Raw genomic sequence first — 19823 nt, 5'->3', positions numbered from 1 at the left:
ACCTGACATTGTTAAGCTTGGCCCTCAAAACGCATGGGTTTGCGGGCACATCGCGGCGCGGGCAGCCTTCCTGATCCCGGAGGCACGGTTATCGACAACGTATCGCTTGAAGTCCTCGTCACTCCTCTGCCTCGCCAGCGTCATCTGGGTGGCTTCGGGGAGCGAGAGAAGCGATGCGTATAGATATCACCCGTGCGCTGCTTCAGCGCGCCTTGGTAGCCGCGTGCGCCGCAAGGCAGGCCTGAGAAATAATCACAGCCGTAGGGTGCCATGTGTCCCTCGCGGAGCCCTGATGCCTCTCGCGAGATCCCGCGAACCGTGGTCGTCTCTGGCACTGTTGGCGGCTTCGTCGTAGGGTTGACACCTGCAAAGGGGTTAGCGCGCCATGGCCGAGGCAGAGACCAGCCGTGTTGGACGCAGGTTAGCAGCCATCGTCGCGGCTGACGTGGCGGGTTTCTCGCGGCTCATGGGCCTCGACGAGGTCGGTACCGCCCGCACCTTGCGCGAACACCGCAAGATTACTGACGCCATCGTGACGAAACACGGGGGGCGCATCGTGAAAACCACGGGCGACGGCGTGTTGCTTGAGTTTCCGTCTGTGGTCGATGCGGTCGAATGCGCCGTGGCGGTGCAGGCTGTGATGGCCGAACGTAACCAAGGTGTCCCCGAGGACCGGCGTATGCTGTTCAGGTTCGGGATCAATCTCGGTGACATCTTGATCGAGGGAGACGACATCCTCGGTGATGGTGTCAATGTCGCGGCTCGGCTAGAGGGGATCGCTGAACCGGGCGGCATCTGTGTCTCGTCATCGGCTTACGAACAAGTGTGTGGCAAGGTCCTGGTCGAGTTCACTGACATTGGCGAGCAGCGTCTTAAGAACATCGCCCGTCCGATACGGGCCTATGCTATTGGCCTGAGCGCAAAGGCTCATGAAACTGCGCCGCTGCCGTCTTCAGCTCCGCGTCTGTCCATGGTGGTTCTGCCCTTCACGAATATTGGTGGCGATCCAGAACAGGACTACTTTGTCGATGGCGTAACCGAGAGTCTGACCACAGACCTTTCGCGCATCAGCGGCGCGTTCGTGATTGGCCGACACACCGCGTTTACCTACAGGGGCAAGGCGGTTGACCTTAGACGGATTGGCCGCGAGTTGAACATCCGCTATGTGCTCGAAGGCGCGGTGCAGCGTGGCGGCAATCGACTTCGGGTCAACGTGCAGCTGATCGACGCTGAAACCGGCAATCACCTTTGGGCCGAGCGGTTCGATAAACCCGTGGCCGACCTGTTCGATATGCAGGACGAAATCGTATCGAGGCTCGCCAACACCTTGGATGCTCAGCTCGTCGCGGCCGAGGCGCAGCGAGCGGAACGTTCGCTGCATCCTGATGTAATGGACTTGTATTTTCAGGGTATCGCTTGCCTACACAAGGGACTGACCAACGAACACATGACGCAAGCGCGTGGCTTATTCGAACGTGCCTTGGCGCTCGATCCCGGCAGTATTGAAGCACTGGTTGGCACGGCCATAGCTGACTTTAATTGGGGTGTTAACTTTTCTATCGACGACCGAGCCGCGCCCCTCGCGGCGGCCGAGGCGACCTTGATCAAAGCTCTGTCCATGGCTCCACAGCACGCGCAGGCCCATGTGTATCTGGGTGCTGTACATATTTTCACGGCCCGCGCGGCCCAAGGCATTGCCGAATGCGAGCAGGCGCTGGCGCTGGATCGCAATTTGGCTAGCGCTCATGGCTGGATCGGCATCGCGAAGCTTTTTCTTGGTCGCGACAAAGAGACCGAGGCCCATATCCATGAGGCGCTCCGCCTCTCTCCTCGCGATATCTTCGCCCACCGGTGGATGGCGTTTGTCGGCTTCGCCAAGTTGTGGCAAGGCGACGACGCCGAGGCGGTCGCCTGGCTGCGCCGGGGCATCGAGGCCAACCGCAATTTTCCTCTCACGCATTTCCATCTCGCCGCCGCGCTCGCGTGGCTGGGCGCGGTGGACGAGGCCCGTGCCGCCGTGCAGGAGGGACTTGCGCTCAATCCGAGCTTCACTATCCACCGTTACCGTGTTGGTGCGTCGAGCGACAATCCGACTTACCTTGCCCGGCGCGAACGCGTCTATGAGGGCATGCAGTTGGCCGGGGTGCCGGAAGGGTAGTCATGTCCGACCCTACGTGTTGCGACGCAGAATCTCGTCGGGAGTGCCTATGTTGAGAAGAATTGATATCCTCCTGGCCCTCCCCAGGGTGGATGGCCCCGGCTTGCAAGAATTGTTTTCATGATGGGCAGTGGTCGCTTGCAGTCATGTGTCCGGCCTTTCTGCGCGGTCGTACACAGCCGCTGGCCTTGATGGAATCCGCGGATCGAGGCCTTATCAGTTGGCAGCCTACTGTTACAGCGGACTTCCCCCCTGCCACCCAAGCTTCGGTTGGCATCCAGAAGTGGACCGCCCCGCAATGAGGACATTTGACTGGCGGCGCGACGCTTGGCAGCGTTTCAAAGCGCACTGTCTAAATATCCAAGCCGGTCTGTACGCGGTGTCCCCATCTCATCTCCGCGTCGAGCGATAATATGGTCGACGAGACGATGCGCCTCTTCGGCGATCCCAAAGATGGTGCCTGATTTGCGGGTTGAAGAGAAATCGACACCCGCGAAATAGATCCCCGGTGCTATGGTCATTCCCTCGCTCTCCAGGGGTTGGCCGCGCGCATTGAGCACGCCGGGGACCTTCACAAAGCTGTAATTCCCCTCAAAACCGGTGCACCAGATCACCGTCGTAAGGTTGTGCTCGCTCGGACACAGGGACAGGATCGGCGAGTTCGGCAACCGCGGCGCGACCGTTTCGGCCGGATCGTCAACGGCCGGCGGAGCATCCAGACGGTGGCGGGTAATATAGCCGTCGATGTGCAGCTTCGTCTTGGCAGCAGCCTCGTCGCCGAGCCGGATATTCTCGCGGAGATCGTCTGCAAAGGTGAGCCGGCCGTTGGCAACGCCCGTGAAGCGGCCGAGCAGCACGACACCCTGCGCGCTGAGCGATTGCAGGCTAATCGTGTGGAGCGCACCGAGCAGCGGCCGTCCCGCAAGGCGGCCATCTGGACCAACGAAGTCCTTGCGCGGGACGTCATATACGCCGCTTTCCCGCTCCCAGAACACGATATCGCGGCCGCGATATCGTCGCGGCTTGCGCCCGGTCCGTCCAGTGGACAGGAAGACGACCCGCCTTGCCAATAAAAGGTCCTCAGCGATCTGGCCGCCGGATTGAGCGCTTCCAACCACCAGAACTGCCCCCGTGGGGAGCGCCTGTGGATTGCTGTAGGCAGACGAGTCGATCTGCAGCACGTCCGGCGGAAGCGCTCGCGCCACCTCGGGTCGCCGCGCACAGTTCAGGCTGCCGCTGGCGATCACCACGGCTCTAGCCTCGAGTTCGCCAACCGGCGTGATCAGGCGATAGACGCCAGCCGTCCCGTCGCGCGTGAGCGCCGTCACTGGCGTGTTGGTCACTACCGGAAGACGATAGCGCCTCGCATAGTCCTCCAGGAGGGCGACGAATTCATCGCGCGTGTAAAATCCCTCAGGCTGAGATCCCTCGTAACGGTCACCCGGCATCAAGGTCAGAAACTTCGGCGTGTTCAAATGGAAGGAGTCCCAGCGTTGGGTAAGCCAGGTTTCGCCGATCCGACCGCGCTCTAGTACGCGGTGAGAGAGGCCAGCTTTGGTCAGCACATAGCTGACACCGAGGCCTGCCCAGCCAGCTCCGATCACCGCCGTGTCAAATGGACTACCCATGTTGATCACCCAATAAAGTGAGGCCTCACATCGCACCGCCGGTTCGGCTACGAATGAAAGCGGCCAACCCCGAAAATGTCGCTGCGTAAAGATAGAAATGGAGTTGCAGAATCAAACGTCGCCATTTTGTTACGGCGGGCGGAGACGTCTCCTTCGGCTTCAGCCAGTATTCCTCGTACCAATCAGGCTGAACCTGAAACGCGCTCATCGCTTGCTCGAGATCTCGCGAAAGGGTTCTTGGCCTCATGACGCAATTCCTTCGAGCCGACGGAGCGTTTGTTGGCGCTCACGATTCTTGAGGTTACGCTCTTTTGCTATGGAGGGCAGACGACGCCTCGTGGGTCGATAGCGCGGTTCGATGCGATATAATCGATCTCGCCGCGCGAGATACCGATGTCCGTCAGCTCGCTGTCACTTAGATCGGACAAAACAGCGCATAGTCGCTCGCGCTTGCGCCGTTCTTGAAACGTCTCCCAATGTCTTTTCAGGAAGCTGACGACGCGCCGGGCAGAAGCGCGCCGTCCGTTCCACCCTGTTGCAATGTAGGTCGTGCTCATTGCGCAATCTCTGGATGAGCTTGAGTCCGCTCAAGCATAACTGCCGCCTTCCGAAAGGAACCTACTGCCGTGTCGCAATCGACCTGTGGCTCCGAGCGTGATAAAATCGTAAAATCTTCGGCCCGGGGGTGTTTCCTGCCCCTAAACCAAGTGCGACCGATATGGCGAAGGTCAATCTCGCACTTCTTGGCGGCTTCCGGCTCCAGACGGAGCCCGGAGAGCCGGTCTCGTTGTCGACCAGGAAGGCCGGGGCGCTGCTGGCCTATCTGGCCCTCCACCCTGGCCAGGCCCAGGCGCGCGCAAAGCTAGCGACCTTGTTATGGGGCGACCGCAGCGAGGTGCAGGCGCGCGACAGCCTGCGGCAGGCGCTGAGCCTGGTGCGCAAGGCGTTGTCGCACGTCGACGCAGGCGCGCTAATCGCTCACGAGGACACTATCAGCTTTGAGCCGACGGCGTTGACCATCGATGCAATCGTGTTCGAGGATCTGGCGGCGCAAGAAGAAATCGAGAGTCTTGAGCAGGCCATCGCGCTCTATGGTGGCGACCTTCTCGACGGCTTCGAGGTCGCCGCACAGGAGTTCGAAGGCTGGTTGACGGCGGAACGTGAGCGATTTCGCGAAGTGGCGCTCGAAGCCATGACCAGGTTGCTGGACCATCATTTGTCCAGCGGCGCAGTCGAGAGCGGCATTCGCATTGCGGCGCGGCTGTTGGCGGCCGACCCCTTGCAGGAGCGTGTCCATCGCACCCTGATGGAGCTCTATTGCCGACAGGGGAGACACGGCGCGGCGCTTCGCCAGTACCGCATCTGCGCCGATTTGCTCACAAAGGAGTTGGGGATCGACCCGGACGCAATGACCAAAGCATTGCGTCGAGAGATACTTCGCGAGTGGAACCAGCGGAAAGGTGCGACCGTGGCCAGTAATGCCGCGGCGAACTTCCTCGGAGAGGTCGACGAGACCGAAGCGTCGGTAATGCCACGCTCGCCTGAGCGCCGCCAGGTGACGGTGCTCAGTTGTGATCTTGTCGGCACGAGCGCGCTTGCGACCCGCCTCGATCCGGAGGAATTGCGGGCGCTGATCGCTACCTATCAGCGCTGCTGTATCCCGATCATCGCTCGGTCCGGCGGCACGGTGGGCAGGCTCTCCGGGACCGGGATGCTGGCTTACTTCGGCCACCCACAGGCGCACGAGCACGACATCGAATGCGCAGTTCGCGCGGGACTGACCCTCGTCCATGCGATCTCCCAGCTTGATGGCGGCAGCGTCGGCTCTTTTCAGTTGCGCGCAGGCATCGCAACCGGCCCGGTCGTGGTCGGCGATCTCGGCGATGGCGCGGATCAGCAGATGATTGTCGGCGAAGCTGTGCAACTCGCGGGAGCCCTGGAAAGGGTCGCCGAGCCCAACACGGTTCTGGTTGCGGCGAGCACCCGCCAGCTCGTCGGAAATCTGTTCGACTGCGACGACCTTGGGCGAATGGTGCTCAACGGATTCTCCGAGCCGGTCCCGGCATGGCGGGTGCAGGGGGCGAGCAGCATCGACAGCCGTTTCGAAGCATTGCGCGCGCCGACCGCGCCACTCATTGGCCGGGACGAAGAGCTCGAGCTGCTGTTGCGCCGCTGGCGACAGGCGGCAAACGGGGGGCGCGTGGTGTTGCTGTCGGGCGAGCCCGGAATCGGCAAGTCGCGGCTGACGGTGGAGTTGCAGCAGCGAATTCGGGGCGAGCCGCACGCCTGCCAGCGCTACTTCTGCTCTCCCCACCATCAGGACAGCACGCTTTATCCGATCATCCACCAGCTGCAGGAGGCGGCCGGCTTCCGGCGTCACGACACCGACGCGCAGCGGATCGAAAGGCTTGAGGCTGTGCTGGCCTGGGCGGCAGACGATTTTAGCGAAGCTGCCCCACTCATTGCGGATCTGCTGTCCGTGCCGAGCGGCGGCCGCTATGCGCGCTTCGACCTTGCTCCCCAGAAGCGCAAGGAGAAGATGCTTCGGGTACTCTTGGCGCTGCTCGAAGGACTAGCTGCGCGGCAGCCCGTGCTTGCTATCTTTGAAGACGTCCAGTGGATTGATCCCACTTCACTGGAGCTGTTGGACCTGATCGTCGACCGCGTGTCGACAATACCGGCCCTTGTGATCATCACCTGTCGATCCGAGTTCGTGCCCTCGTGGATCGGTCGTCCGCAGGTGACTTTGCTGACGCTCAACCGCCTGTCGCCTGCCCACCGTGCCGAAATGATCGCGGCGGTGGTCGGCGGCAAGGCGCTGCCACTGGAAGTCGCCGACCAAATCATCGATCGCGCCGACGGCGTGCCGCTGTTCATCGAAGAGCTAACCAAGACGGTGGTGGAGAGCGGCCTCCTGGTTGAGGCCAATGATCGCTACGCACTAACGGGGCCGGCGGCACCGCTGTCGATCCCGTCGACGCTGCAGGGTTCACTGCTGGCGCGACTTGATCGTCTTCCCGAGACGCGAGGGGTGGTGCAGATCGGGGCGGCGATTGGTCGTTCGTTCTCTCACGAATTGATTTCCGCGGTGGCGCAGACGCCGCAGCAGCAAGTCGATGATGCTCTTGCACGTCTCGCGAATGCGGAGCTGATCTTCCGGCGGGGCGCTCCGCCCGACGCGGCATATACGTTCAAACACGCGCTGGTCCAGGACGTCGCGCACGGCACTCTGTCGCGCCCCCAGCGGCAATTGCTGCACGCGCGGATCATCAAGACATTGGAGGAGAAATTTCCGGATACGGTGGCGGCCCAGCCAGCGTTGCTCGCCTACCACTGCGAACAAGCGGGGTCGATCGGAAAGGCGATCAGCTACCGACGGAAAGCCGGCGAGCTGGCGCTCGCGCGCTCAGCCACGACGGAGGCAGAGGTTCAATTGCGCAAAGGTCTGGGCCTTCTCGCCCACCTGCCCGAAGGCCCCGAGCGCCACAACAAGGAGTTCCGCTTGCAGGCGGAGCTTGGCGTGGCCCTGTGTGCCGCCCAGGGCTGGGGCGCGCCATCAGCAGGTCAAGCCTTCGACCGAGCCCGTGAACTCTGCGCGGCTATGGATCAAACAGATTGGCTCCCAACCATAATCACGGGTCAATTCGCCCATCGCTTGTATCGCGCTGAGCTAAGGTCGGCAAATCAGCTTTGTGACGAGCTTCTGGATTTGGGTAAGACCTGGAAGAATAGCCGGGCTTCCTCACCCGCATGGCGATGGACGTCCGAAGCAATAACATGGCTGGGGCATTTCTCGACGGCACACAGTCGGCTTTGGTTGGGTGACTTGGCTGCCGCGCGCGCCGGCGCTGAAGAGGCGCTTCGGCTTTATGACCCCGCCGTCATGGATGTCGTCTCCGTCAGCGGGCGTTGGACCAATGACGTTCGAATTGTTCCGCTCACGGTCTGTATCGAGTCGCTGACCTATCTTGGACACTTTGATCAGGCGCGCCGGCGACGCGATGAGGCGATAGAGCGCGCGCGTCAACTCAAGCATGCGGGCTCGCTGGGCTTCATACTTGCGTGCATTGCAGGATGCGAGGCGCACACGGAAACCGATCCCGCCATCCGGTTGGATCATGTCGTGGAATTGGAGACCGTCTGTGTGCAGCACGGCTTTGCGCATTGGGAAAACTATGCACGATGGCAGCGTGCGTGTTGTCTGATGGCCCTTGGTCACACAGCGGAAGCAACCGAACTGCAAGCAGATGCCGGCGCAGAATTCCGAACCAAAGGGAGCTATCTTCACAAACCGACACAGCTTATGTCGCTTGCGGAAGCGCTCGGCAAGGCTGGTCGCCCGAAGGAGGGACTGAAAGAACTCGAAGAGGCGGCAAATGAAATCGAGGCCACCGATGAACGTTGGGCTGAATCAAATCTGCACCGCGTTCGTGGCGAGCTCCTGATTGCAATTGGCGACCTTCCGGGAGCGGAAACAAGTTTTTGCCAGGCCATAGAAATTGGAATCTGTCAAAGCGCAAAATTGTGGGAGCTTAGAGCGGCCACCGGCCTCGCCCGTCTTTGGCGTGACCAGGGCCGCCGTGCGCAAGCGCGCGATTTGCTCGCGCCGGTCTACAGTTGGTTCACGGAAGGGTTGGACACGCCGGTTCTGAAAGAGGCCAACGCGCTGCTGGAGCAGATCGCCGATTGAGCCCGGCCACGCGAAATGGCTCAATCGCAACATCGATGATAGAACATTGGCTCGTCAATGCGTCAATGCGTTCGAGTTAAGGACAGCAATTCTGCCTGCAAGTTGGCCGTCCAGCGGGCCGCCGTGGGCTCATCTATGTCGCAGATGGGGTCAATTGCGACGCTTGTTTCCGTCTCGGGTAAGATCCGGTTTGCGGGTCCATAACCGGACATTCCGCATAATTCTTGACTTATGATACGATGCTGCAGCTTGTCGGCAATCCGCGCAAAGCGCGATCTGGACACGCAGGATCCATAGCGGCGAGGAAGCTTGTGCATGTCAGCGGAAACTCCGAACGTGCGCCAGGTAAAGGGATACTGCGGTCTTTGCATCGCCCGCTGCGGCACCGTCGCCACACTGACGGACGGCAGATTCACGCGGCTCGATCCCGATCCGACGCACCCCACCGGCGCGGCAATTTGCGCAAAAGGCCGAGCGGCTCCCGAGTTGGTCTACCACAAGAATAGGTTGAAGCGACCGCTTCGTCGAACGCGGCCGAAAGGCGATACCGATCCGGGATGGGAGGAAATATCATGGGATGCGGCGCTCGATCAGACCGCCGCCGCGATGCGCCGTATCGCCGAGCAACATGGACCAGGGGCGGTAGCTTTTAGCCAACCGTCCAGCTCAACAACCGCTATTGCGGACTCAACTGCCTACATCCGGAGGCTGATGAACGCATTTGGCACGCCGAATTTGGTGTATGCGTTCGACCTGTGTGGCTGGGGCCGTGCGATTGCGACGCGCTATGTCTTTGGCGTTGGCACAGTTGGTGTCGCAAGTGGTGGCGCGATGCCTGACATCGCCGAATCCGGTTGCCTTATCCTGTGGGGCTACAATCCCTCATTTTCGCGCATTACTCATGCAACAGCGACGGTTGCGGGCCTGAAACGCGGAATGAAGCTGATTGTGATCGATCCACGCAATGTCGGACTGGCCAACAAGGCCGACGTCTGGTTGCGGGTGCGTCCCGGAACGGACGGTGCGCTTGCGCTCGGTCTGGCTAACATCATGATCGAGCGGGGTTGGTACGATCAGGAGTTCGTCCGCGAATGGAGTAACGGCCCCTTTTTGGTGCGCTCCGATACCGGCAGGTTGTTGAAGGCCAACGAACTGGCTTCCGGCGGCGGTTCAGACCAATTTGTTGCGTGGGATTTTCTGGTCAATCGCGCGGTCCGTTATGATCCGACAGAGGGCCGCTACGAGGCACCCACCAAGGATCTTGCGTTGCGAGGCGAATACACGGTCGCAACCATGCACGGGAGCCTTCGCTGCCGGCCTGCATTCGACCACTATGCGACGCTGTGCAAGACGTATTCGCCTGACGTGATTGAACGTACCTGCTGGATTCCTCCAAGCCAACTAGAGCAGGCTGCACACACGATCTGGCATGCCCGACCGGTCTCCTATTATGCCTGGAGTGGCCACGAGCATCACGCCAACGCCACAGAGACGGCGCGAGCGATGGCTATGTTCTATGCGCTGACTGGCAGCTTCGACGTGCCCGGTGGCAATGTGCTACTGCCGGCCGTGCCAGCCGGGTCGATCACCGGAGAAGACTTACCTGCGGCAAGGCGGCTCGTTCCCGCAATCGGACTTGTCGAACGCCCGCTGGGACCCGCGCGTTTGAACAATGTCTCCGCCCGAGACTTTTACGGCGCTGTCCTCGAGGGCACTCCTTATCCCGTGCGCGGGCTCATCGGGTTCGGCAATAATCTGCTGCTTGCACAGGGCGATCCCGTTCGCGGGCGGGCCGCGCTCGCCGCGCTCGATTTTTACGTCCATGCCGATCTGTTCATGACGCCCACGGCCGCGCTTGCCGATATCGTGCTTCCGGTGGCGTCCTGCTTCGAACGCGAAGCTCTCAAAATCGGATTTGAGATCAGCGCGGACGCGCAATCGCATGTACAGCTTCGGCAAGCGATTGTTGAGCCGCAAGGCGAGGCGCGTTCCGACACAGATATCGTCTTCGGTCTCGCCACCCGCCTTGGCTTGGACGAGCAATTCTGGGATGGCAACGTTGACGCCAGCTACCGGCAGCAGCTCGGCCCAAGTGGCATTACCCTGGAGCAGCTTCGCGCGGAGCCGGCTGGATTGCGAAAACCGCTGGCGATGCGATACCGCAAACACGCCGGCAGCGATTCCAAGGGAAACCCGCGTGGCTTTCCAACGCCTTCGCGAAAGATCGAATTCTGGTCCGAGACCTTCCTCGACCATGGTTATTCGGCCATGCCGGACTTCGTCGAGCCACCAATCGGCCCTGTTGCGAGCCCTGACCTGGCCGCAGCTTTCCCTTTGATCCTAACTTGTGCCAAGCCCAGTCTGTTTTGCCAGACTCAACATCGTGCGCTGCCGAGCCTGCGCAGGCGTGCCTTGCACCCCGAGATCGAACTGAATCCCGCGACTGCTGCGGCTCGCGGGATCAACAACGGAGACTGGGTTGAGGTCCGGACACCTGCAGGAGCAATGCGCGCCAGGGCGCGTTTCAGCGACCAACTCGATCCGCGTGTCGTTGTCGGCGAGCACGGTTGGTGGCAAGGTTGTGATGAACTGGGGATTACGGATTCCGATCCGTTCGCGGCAAATGGTACCAACTTCAACCTGACGGTTGACGCCGCGGTGCGGGATCCCGTCAGCGGCACGCCAGCCCATCGATCCAATCTTTGTGAAATTCGGCCGGTGCTTGCAGCTCGCTGAAGGGGCGTCGAGGACGCGCAATATCACGATCGGGTAAAGGCAAAGCAACGCGATCGGCGGCCGCCGGATAGTCGAGCGGTTGCTGTTCAGTGCGGGGCTAACGGCTCATTCGGGTAACCCGGCCAGGCGCAGTGGCGTAACCAGCGCGTCGAGATCTTTCTGGTGGCGGTAGGGCGCCGAGCGCTACAGCCGCGAGGCCGATCGGTGTACCTTGGAAACAGGTGCATTCTGCGCTGACTGACTTGTTCGCAGAGAGAGCGACATTCCGGGAACCGTCGCTTAGGTTCGATCCCGAGTTGATGATCCGGATGCTCTTTACTGCTTCGCGTCCCGGCATCCCGCCTTCTCGCCCCAGTTTCCCTGATGCGCGTGGACGGGTAGAGGGACATATTCGGCTGTAGCCAGGAGAGCGCGATTTGCTGGCGCAGTGAGTGACCAGCGCTCCGTCGCAACAGTCATGGCTCCAGAGACATCTTCACCGTCGACCATTCGTTAACTTTGCTGGGGCGCAGCGCAAGCGAAGGTCGACTGCTGCTGGAGTCGGGCCACCGAATCAGAGACTTGCTCGCCTCCAGCTTCGGGATGAAAACGCTACCGCGCTTTCTCGAACTCTCGCGGAATCGGCAACCCCAATGTAGATTCCATTTCAAGTTTCAGTTCGCGGGAAATCCAGTGCAGAAAGATCTGCAGCGTTTGACGGCGCAGCGCAAGACGTGGAAATACAAGATAGTGACCAACATAACGGACGTCGACGCTGGGGGAGCCGACCGCGGGCACCAGAAGTCCACTGTCGATCTCTCGTTCGGCCAGGCGCTTTGATTCCAGGGCGATGCCAAGGCCGTTAACGGCCGTATGAATCGCCAAGAAGCTGCGGTCGAAGCGCATACCGTGCGGTGGCGGCGGAGAGAGACCGTTGGCGGCGAACCAATCGCGCCAGCGAACCTTCTTGTTATCGCTTTCGATCAGAAGGTGACCGAACAGATCTTCCGGCTTGTGGATCTGCTTTGCGATGCGCGGAACACAGAGAGGCGCTACGATTTCCTCGCCGAGCGGCAACACGACGACACCGTCCAGATTGGTGCGCCCGTACACAATGTCGACGTCAAAATCGTCGGAGGTGAATTTCGTGTAGTCCGTGCCGGCGGCAAGCCGGATTTCAATGTCAGGATTCTCGGCGAGAAAGCGAGGAAGACGCGGCGTCAACCACTGCGCGGCAAAGCTTGGCGCCGAATGGACCCTCAACAATCGAGGACCTCGGGTTGAGACGAGCGTCATGCCCCGACGAATGTCCTCAAATGCGGGACCGACATGTCGCATCAGCGCCTGCCCGTCGGCGCTTAGTCGCACATGGCGCACCTCCCGCTCGAACAGGACCACGCCCAGCTCCTGCTCCAGTTTGCGGATCGCGTGACTAACTGCGCTCGGCGTGAGATGAAGCTCACCGGCTGCAACCTGAAAGGATCCGGTTCTCGCCGCCGCCTCGAAGGCGCGCAGAAGAGAGATCGACGCTGTCATGCTATAAGTGAATACAGTTCACCTATGAATGTAAAGTTCTCGTTTGTCGGCGGGTTCCAGGAAGACGCACACTGCCGTCCAAGAGCTCGGCATCAGAGCCATTCCAGCCTTGGGGGAATTCGTGCTACTTGAGGGCAAGACCGCCATTATTTCCGGTGCCGCCAGCCGCCGAGGCATTGGCCTTGCGACGGCTCGGCTATTCGCTGCACAGGGCGCCCGGATCGCTATCCTAGACCTGGATGAATCAGCTCCCCGGGAGGCAGCAGCCTCGCTTGGGGAAGATCATGTCGGCATCACCTGCGACATCACCAATCGCGACGCCTGCCGCCGCGCCGTTGATGCTGCGTTGCGTGCCTTCGGTCACGTCGACGTTCTGATCAACAATGCCGGCGTGACCCAGCCAGTCAAGATAATGGAAATCGACCCCAAGAGTTGGGAACGGGTGCTCGACGTGAACCTGCGCGGCGTTCTCTATCTTAGCCAGGCCGTAATTCCTCACATGCGCCAGCGGGCAAGGGGTTCGATTGCCTGCATGTCTTCGGTGTCAGCGCAGCGAGGCGGCGGTATTTTTGGTGGCCCGCACTATTCGGCCGCAAAGGCAGGGGTGCTTGGACTGGCGAAAGCCATGGCTCGCGAGCTCGGGCCTGATGGTATCCGGGTGAATTGCGTGACCCCTGGTTTGATCCAGACCGACATCACGGGCGACAAGCTCACCGACGCGATGAAAGCAGAAATCGTCAAAGGCATTCCTCTCGGCCGTCTCGGCGAAGCTGGCGATGTGGCCAATATCTATCTGTTCTTGGCATCGGATCTTTCTGAGTATGTCACCGGCGCAGTGATCGACGTCAACGGCGGAATGCTGATCCATTAAGGATCAGATAACAGGCGCCCAGGGGCGGACGGATGTCCGCCACGTGAGCATCCGGGGCTGCTCAAAAAAGCGAGGAGGAAGCAGGGATGAAGTTCAAGACATTTCTTGGGGCAACCGCCTTGGTTGCGCTCGCCAATACAGCGACATATGCCGCTGACAAGGATGCGGCGGACGCCGCCGTCGAAGCAGCAAAGAAATATTCCGGCACGACCATCAGCATTGTCTGGGAGGCCGGCCTCCAATCGCTCGATCCGCTGAACTATTCGGGCCCGAAATGGGAGAAGCTGACCGGCATCAAGGTAAAGGTCGTCGAAGTCCCGACCGATCAGATGTTCACCAAGATTCTGCAGGACTTCAAGTCTGGCGCGGGTGCTTATGACGCGCTGAACGTGATCCCGTCCTGGATGCCCGATCTCGCACGGGCCGGCGCGCTGGAGCCGTTGGACAAGTATGTCGACAAATACGGCTATCGCGACGAGCTGCAGGACATCGCGGCCGCCTATCGCGACAACCAGATGCAGTATGACGGCAAGATCTATGGTTTCCCGGATGACGGCGACGTCATGCTTCTTTATTACCGCAAGGATATTTTTGAGGACCCGAAAATGAAGGACGAGTTCAAGGCCAAGTTCGGCTATGAGCTCGCGCCGCCCAAGGACTGGAAGCAATTTGACGAGATCGGCCAGTTCATCACGGACAAGATGGCACCCAAGGTCTACGGTGCCGGATTCTTCCGAACGGCGCCCTACCCTCAGTATATGTTCCAGGAACGCTTCCGCATGGAGGGCGGCAAATTCTTCAATCCCGACACCATGAAGGCGACGGTGAACAGCGATGTCGGCCTGAAAGTCTTCTCGCAGATGAAGGCGGAAAACAAGTTCATGCCGCCGGGCGTCGAGCAGTGGAACTTCGTCGACAACCTCGCCGCCTTCCTGCAGGGCACGACGGCAATGACGATCTCCTGGCCGCCATATGGACGGTGGGCAGCCGGCTACGGCTCCGGCGAGGAAGCCCTGAAATGGGTGCCAAAATCGCAAATCGCCGGCAAGGTGGGCTACGCAATCAACCCGCTCGGACGTCCCGAACTCGGCGTCGGCTTCGATCTGTCGGTCTCTGCGACCAGCAAGAACAAAGAGGCGGCCTATCTGTTCATCCAATGGCTGAACAGCAAGAAGACCAGCCTCGAGCGCGTACAGCTGCCCTACACGCTGCGCGATCCTTTCCGCTCGTCGCATTATGCAAGCGAGAAATACCGTTCCCTGTGGCCCGACGCACCCGCCTATCTTGATACGATCAAGCTCTCTGGTGAGAGGGGGTTGCTCGATCTCTCGTTGCTGCAGCAGGATAAGTATGACGAGGCGATGACCAAGGCTATCTCTAGCCTATGGGCAGGCGAGGAACCCAAGACCATCCTCGACCGCATGGCCCAGCAGTTCGACGCGATCACTGATAAAGTCGGGGTCGACAATCAGAAGGCTGTTTACAAAGTCTGGGCGGCAAAGCCCGGTGCTTATCCGAAGTAGTTGAAGCCGGTCATTCGCACGGGGACGACCACTGCGGTTGTCCCCGTGCGTCGCAGCCCTCCGAACCGCTCATGACGTCCTCGATCAGTCTCGACAGCGCCAAACCGGCTCGTGGCCACGCCATCGCGCGGGTCCTCGAGAATCGGCTGCCTTACCTCATCATCGCCCCGGCGATCCTGATCCTCCTTCTGGTCGGGCTCTTTCCACTCATCTATTCCCTTGTCGTGAGCTTTCAGCACGTCACGATGACTGAGAACGACAGGTCGTTCGTCGGTCTGATGAACTACGCCGAACTGTTCAGGGACGCGCGCCTCTGGGAAGCGCTGGGTCACACCGCGATCATCACCGTCATTGCCCTGCCGCTCGAGCTGCTGATCGGCTTCCTCATGGCGCAACTCTTCATCGATCGGATGCTCGGCCGTCAGGTCTTCGTAGCACTACTAGTGCTGCCGACAGTGATTTCGCCGATCGTTGCCGGCGCCACCTGGCGGCTGATGTTCGACGTGCGCTTCGGGCCGGTCGGAGAGATCCTAAGCTTCTTTGCGGGTGAGCCCGTACGCATTCTCTGGACCGTCAATCCCTCCTTTGTCTACCCGGCGATCATCATTTGCGAAGTGTGGCAGTGGTCGCCGTTCATGTTCCTGCTGTTGCTCGCGGCCCTTTCGAATGTGGATCAGTCGCAGCTCGAAGCCGCCGAACTGGACGGCGCTTCCTATTTTCGCGTGCTCCGCGCAATCGTGCTGCCATCGATCGCACCCGTAATCGCCGTCGCCTGCCTCATCCGCGGACTGGATCTGGTGCGGATCTTCGACATCATCTGGGCCCTGACGGAGGGCGGCCCCGGCTCGATGACTGAGACAATATCGCTCTACACCTATGTGCAAGGCTTCTCGCAATTCGAGACCAGCTACACGGCCGCAATTGCCTTCCTGGTTATCGCGCTGCTGACCGTCATTACGACAGTGGTTCTCAAGCGAATGGAGCTCGCGCGATGACCTTCGCAATGCTTCCAAGACGCAAGACTCGCATTCTCGCACTACGCTACGTCGGTGCAATCGTCCTGACCTTGATATTTCTGTTCCCGGTCTACTGGCTCTTCATGATCTCATTCAAGACGCCGGATGAAATCTATCATGTGCCGCCGCTTTGGGTTCCCGGTCAGATCCAGTTTTCGAACTACTACGTCCTGTTCAAGGACGGGGACGTGGTCGCGATCGCCAACAGCCTGATCGTCGCTGGTGTCAGCTCCGTTGTCGCAATCATTTTGGGCACGCTCTGCGCCTACAGTCTCGCGCGGTTCGGGACCGGCGGAGAGAACCTCGCGATGTGGATCATTTCCCAGCGGATGATCCCGCCGATTGCGGTCGTTTTCCCGATCTTCCTCATCTACGTCTATTTCGGTATGGTCGACGGCTTCTTCGGACTGATCCTGCTCTACACCGCGTTCAACTTGCCATACGTCATATGGATGATGCGCGGCTATATCATCGACGTGCCGCTCGAGCTCGAGGAAAGTGCGCTCGTGGACGGCTTGAATCGCTGGCAGGTGATCTGGAAGGTGGTTTTTCCAATGGTCCGCCCGGGGTTGATGGCGACATCGGTCTTCACATTCGTCTTTGCCTGGAACGACTTTCTGTTCGCGCTGGTGCTCACCCGCACGGAGGTCATCACGTTTCCGGTTCAGCTGACGCACTATTTTGGGGGTCAGTCGAATTTCTGGGCGAAGATCGCCGCTATGTCCGTCTTGGGAACATTGCCGATTTTCGTAGCCGTTTCGGTGATGCAGCGCTATCTCGTGCGCGGCATCTCGCTCGGCGCGGTCAAGGGTTGAAGGAGATCACGAGTGGCGGACGTCAGACTGTCCGGAGTTCACAAATACTACGGCAATGTTCACGCTGTGCGCGGGGTCGATCTGACCATTAAGGATGGCGAGTTTGCTGTCCTGGTCGGCCCATCCGGCTGCGGCAAGAGCACGTTGTTACGCACGATTGCAGGCCTTGAAGATCCAGACCAGGGCACGATCGCAATCGGCGGTGCCGTCGTCAATGATCTGCGACCGCGAGAACGCAATATCGCGATGGTGTTCCAGAACTACGCGCTCTATCCGTATCTGACTGTCAAAGAGAACATCGCGTTTGGCTTGCGCGCGCGCAAAACGCCAGAAATCGAGATCAGGAAGCGCGTCAGTGAAGCCGCTGAAATGCTCGGCATCGGCGGTCTTCTCGATCGCCATCCTCGCCAACTGTCGGGGGGGCAACGCCAGCGGGTCGCGATTGGGAGGGCAATCGTGCGCAAGGCCGAACTGTTCCTTTTCGACGAGCCGCTCTCCAACCTCGACGCACAATTGCGCGATGAAATGAGGACCGAGATCAAGCGCCTGCATCACGAAATTACGACCACGATGATTTACGTGACGCACGACCAGGTCGAGGCGATGACTCTCGCCGACCGCATCGTGCTGCTGCGCGAGGGTAAGATCGAACAGCAAGGCGCACCCCTGGAACTCTTCGAACGTCCTCAGACCGGATTTGTAGCGGGATTTCTTGGATCACCCTCCATCAATCTCATTCCGGCCAAGCTGGTGGCGACGGCCGATGGCATCTCGGCGGCGTTCGAGAATGGCGGGACGCTTGACCTTCCGCGATCGAGGGCTGCGGCTCTCAGAGAGGCAATCGGCCGCCCAATCTTGCTTGGCATAAGACCTCAGCATTTCAGCCGCGCCAGCGGCGCCCCGCTACGCGAAGGCGTCATATCTTATGCGGCAATCGCCGACCTCATTCAGCCCACCGGCACGCGCACTTTCACAACCATCAAAATCGGCGGAGTAGACGCGATTGCCGAACTGCAGGCACACGATGTCGAAAGTCACGGCGAGAGAATCGAACTTGCAGTCGACCTCAATCGCGCCGTGCTCATTGATCCGGCATCGGGCCAAGTCATCAATTGAGTCGGGCATAGCTTCGCAACTGATTCCTGCACGAGAGCTACGATTGGGAGGAGAAAATGACATCGAGACTTTTCGCGACCGGGATCGGAGCCCCCGAAGGCCCCATCTGCCTGCCTGATGGATCGATGTATGTCACCGAAATGTCGGCTGCGACATTGTGTGTCACACATCTTGATCCGCAAGGGAAGCGCAAGGTCATTAAGAAAACCGCGGGTCGGCCAAACGGACTGGCACCCGACGGCAACGGCCGGATCTGGATTGCCGAGGCTGGCCTTCGAGCTCTGATATGCATCGACGGTCAGGGGAACGAGATTCGCCGCATGGAAGGCGACGGTGCTGTTCGTTTCCTGTTTCCCAACGATCTCTGCTTCGGTCCCAATGGACTGCTTTACATGACCGATTCCGGACTGGCCGCGACGGATTTCATCAACGGTCAGGAATTTGTCGAAGGGTACATGGATCTCGATTGGGATGGTCGCGTCTATGAAATTGATCCGGTGGCGATGAAGGTGCGACGAGTGCTTGATCGCAAAATTCGCTTCACCAACGGCATCGCCTTCGGCGCCGACAATCAGCTCTATGCCAATGCGTCCTTCACTGGAGAAATATATCGCTATGACGTATTGCGTGAATCCGCGCCGGTGCGGATCATGTTTGGCAATGTCCTACAACCCGATTCCAATCCCGACTTCAAAGGTCCGGACGGCATGGCGTTCGGAGCCGACGGCAGGCTGTACTGCACGGTCTACAACCAAAAGAATGTCACGGTGCTCGATCGAGAAGGAAAGGTTGCCGATCGCTTGATCCTTGACGGTCCGCAACCAACGAACTGCGCCTTTGCGCTGGATGAAAAGAAACTGCGGGTGACAGAAGTTGGCAAGGGACAGGTTGAAGAACTCGAAGTGCCCTGCGCCGGTCTCCCGCTCCACTTGCCACGATTTGCATGATGACGGCGTGCAAACGTCATTAGCGATGCTGGTGATATTATAAGCAGCTGTGTGCCAAAAAAAGGCGACATTACTCGGCCAGCGACGAGTTGGGACGGATGATCGGCGTCGCTGCTGGCAATACGTGGGCGGACACTTCTGAACTGGAACAGATATGGGTCGATAATCATATCGAAGGCGCGGGTACGCGCGCGCATTACGGAATGGTTTGGTTAGAGAGGCAAACAATCAAGGCTTTCGTCGGATTTGGGTAGCGAGTTATGACTTGCAGGCGCCATGAATGTATGAGGAAGCTGGCTTCAAGGGCATGGCCGAGTTCAACGACTGGCCCGAAGGCCATATCAATGTGGTTCTATGCAAGACGCTTTCAGGTCAAGAAGACTGACGCCGGACGTCGGCTGTGGGACAATGTCGTCGCTTTAGAAGATAAGTAAGGCAGGCCTCGCTCCGTCACGGGTGATCTAGAGCGTTTCACGTTTTGATAGAAGCGTATCCGGCGTTTTCGAAGTAGTTGCTGCATTCGTTAGGCAGGATGGTTGTGATGAGGCCGCCGACATGGTGGCAAATGTCGTCGATGGTGCGCTTCTGGGCGGAACGCATCCAGTGCTTGATCTTGGCGAAGGTCTGTTCGATCGGATTGAGGTCTGGGGAGTATGGCGGCAGGTACCGGAGCCTGGCGCCGGCCGCTCTGATCAAGCTGCGCAGGGCCGCCGACTTGTGGCTACCGAGATTGTCCATGATGACGATGTCGCCAGGCTGGAGCTGCGGAACGAGAATCTGCTGAACGTAGGCGCGGAAGCATTCGCCG

General features: G+C 59.9%; 14 protein-coding genes and 1 pseudogene. 10 read left to right on the top strand and 5 right to left on the bottom strand.

The annotated features are described in order from the left end of the window. Nucleotides 1-385 precede the first annotated feature (385 nt). Nucleotides 386-2158 (top strand): adenylate/guanylate cyclase domain-containing protein, encoded by a 1773-nt coding sequence (locus JQ586_RS37590; protein ID WP_212399692.1) that lies wholly within the window; start codon nt 386-388, stop codon nt 2156-2158. Nucleotides 2159-2496: 338 nt separating this feature from the next. On the opposite strand, the gene JQ586_RS37585 is transcribed toward JQ586_RS37590, so the two are convergent. From JQ586_RS37585 to JQ586_RS37575, 3 genes are all read right to left on the bottom strand, one after another. Next, nucleotides 2497-3786, bottom strand: a complete 1290-nt coding sequence (locus JQ586_RS37585) for an NAD(P)/FAD-dependent oxidoreductase (protein WP_212399691.1) — start codon at nt 3784-3786, stop codon at nt 2497-2499. Nucleotides 3787-3811: 25 nt separating this feature from the next. Further along, nucleotides 3812-3994 carry a hypothetical protein gene (locus tag JQ586_RS37580; RefSeq protein WP_212399690.1) on the bottom strand — a complete coding sequence of 61 codons (183 nt, stop codon included), beginning with the start codon at nt 3992-3994 and terminating at the stop codon, nt 3812-3814. A gap of 106 nt (nt 3995-4100) precedes the next feature. After that, on the bottom strand, nt 4101-4343 hold the full coding sequence (locus JQ586_RS37575; protein ID WP_212399689.1) for a DUF1127 domain-containing protein: 243 nt from the start codon (nt 4341-4343) through the stop codon (nt 4101-4103). Nucleotides 4344-4504: 161 nt separating this feature from the next. On the opposite strand from JQ586_RS37575, the gene JQ586_RS37570 reads away from it, so the two are divergent. Together JQ586_RS37570 and JQ586_RS37565 are read left to right on the top strand one after the other, a co-directional pair. Beyond that, complete coding sequence (locus JQ586_RS37570; RefSeq protein WP_212399688.1) at nt 4505-8476, top strand: BTAD domain-containing putative transcriptional regulator; 3972 nt, start codon at nt 4505-4507, stop codon at nt 8474-8476. Nucleotides 8477-8791: 315 nt separating this feature from the next. Then, nucleotides 8792-11212, top strand: coding sequence for a molybdopterin-dependent oxidoreductase (locus JQ586_RS37565; RefSeq protein WP_212399687.1), 2421 nt, complete (start codon nt 8792-8794; stop codon nt 11210-11212). A 591-nt stretch (nt 11213-11803) separates the two neighbouring features. On the opposite strand, the gene JQ586_RS37560 is transcribed toward JQ586_RS37565, so the two are convergent. Continuing rightward, entirely contained in the window at nt 11804-12727 is a 924-nt protein-coding gene (locus JQ586_RS37560) for a LysR substrate-binding domain-containing protein (protein ID WP_212399686.1), read from the bottom strand. Nucleotides 12728-12848: 121 nt separating this feature from the next. Between JQ586_RS37560 and JQ586_RS37555 the strand changes: the two genes are divergently transcribed. The 7 genes and pseudogenes from JQ586_RS37555 to JQ586_RS41695 form a co-directional block, all read left to right on the top strand. Continuing rightward, the gene (locus JQ586_RS37555; RefSeq protein ID WP_212399685.1) at nt 12849-13598 is read left to right on the top strand and encodes an SDR family NAD(P)-dependent oxidoreductase; all 750 of its coding nucleotides are present in this window, start codon (nt 12849-12851) and stop codon (nt 13596-13598) included. An 86-nt stretch (nt 13599-13684) separates the two neighbouring features. Further along, nucleotides 13685-15121, top strand: a complete 1437-nt coding sequence (locus JQ586_RS37550; protein ID WP_212399684.1) for a sugar ABC transporter substrate-binding protein — start codon at nt 13685-13687, stop codon at nt 15119-15121. 71 nt (nt 15122-15192) lie between these two features. Then, complete coding sequence (locus JQ586_RS37545) at nt 15193-16116, top strand: carbohydrate ABC transporter permease (RefSeq protein WP_212399683.1); 924 nt, start codon at nt 15193-15195, stop codon at nt 16114-16116. Next, nucleotides 16113-16952 carry a carbohydrate ABC transporter permease gene (locus tag JQ586_RS37540; protein ID WP_212399682.1) on the top strand — a complete coding sequence of 280 codons (840 nt, stop codon included), beginning with the start codon at nt 16113-16115 and terminating at the stop codon, nt 16950-16952. The genes JQ586_RS37545 and JQ586_RS37540 overlap by 4 nt, the downstream gene beginning before the upstream one ends. A 12-nt stretch (nt 16953-16964) precedes the next feature. Then, nucleotides 16965-18068 carry an ABC transporter ATP-binding protein gene (locus JQ586_RS37535; protein ID WP_212399681.1) on the top strand — a complete coding sequence of 368 codons (1104 nt, stop codon included), beginning with the start codon at nt 16965-16967 and terminating at the stop codon, nt 18066-18068. Between the two features lie 56 nt (nt 18069-18124). Continuing rightward, nucleotides 18125-19015, top strand: a complete 891-nt coding sequence (locus JQ586_RS37530) for an SMP-30/gluconolactonase/LRE family protein (RefSeq protein ID WP_212399680.1) — start codon at nt 18125-18127, stop codon at nt 19013-19015. Between the two features lie 178 nt (nt 19016-19193). After that, nucleotides 19194-19295, top strand: a pseudogene (locus JQ586_RS41695) (N-acetyltransferase); the annotation flags it as partial. A 191-nt stretch (nt 19296-19486) separates the two neighbouring features. Here the strand turns inward: JQ586_RS41695 and JQ586_RS37525 are convergent. Further along, nucleotides 19487-19823, bottom strand: a 337-nt coding sequence (locus tag JQ586_RS37525) for a transposase (protein WP_212399679.1), incomplete at its 5' end; no start/stop codon positions are given.

It is taken from the genome of Bradyrhizobium jicamae, from assembly GCF_018130215.1.
Taxonomy (GTDB): Bacteria; Pseudomonadota; Alphaproteobacteria; order Rhizobiales; family Xanthobacteraceae; genus Bradyrhizobium; species Bradyrhizobium jicamae_A.
Note: the sequence above shows the minus strand (reverse complement) of the source record. Positions and strands in the feature narration are given on the sequence as shown.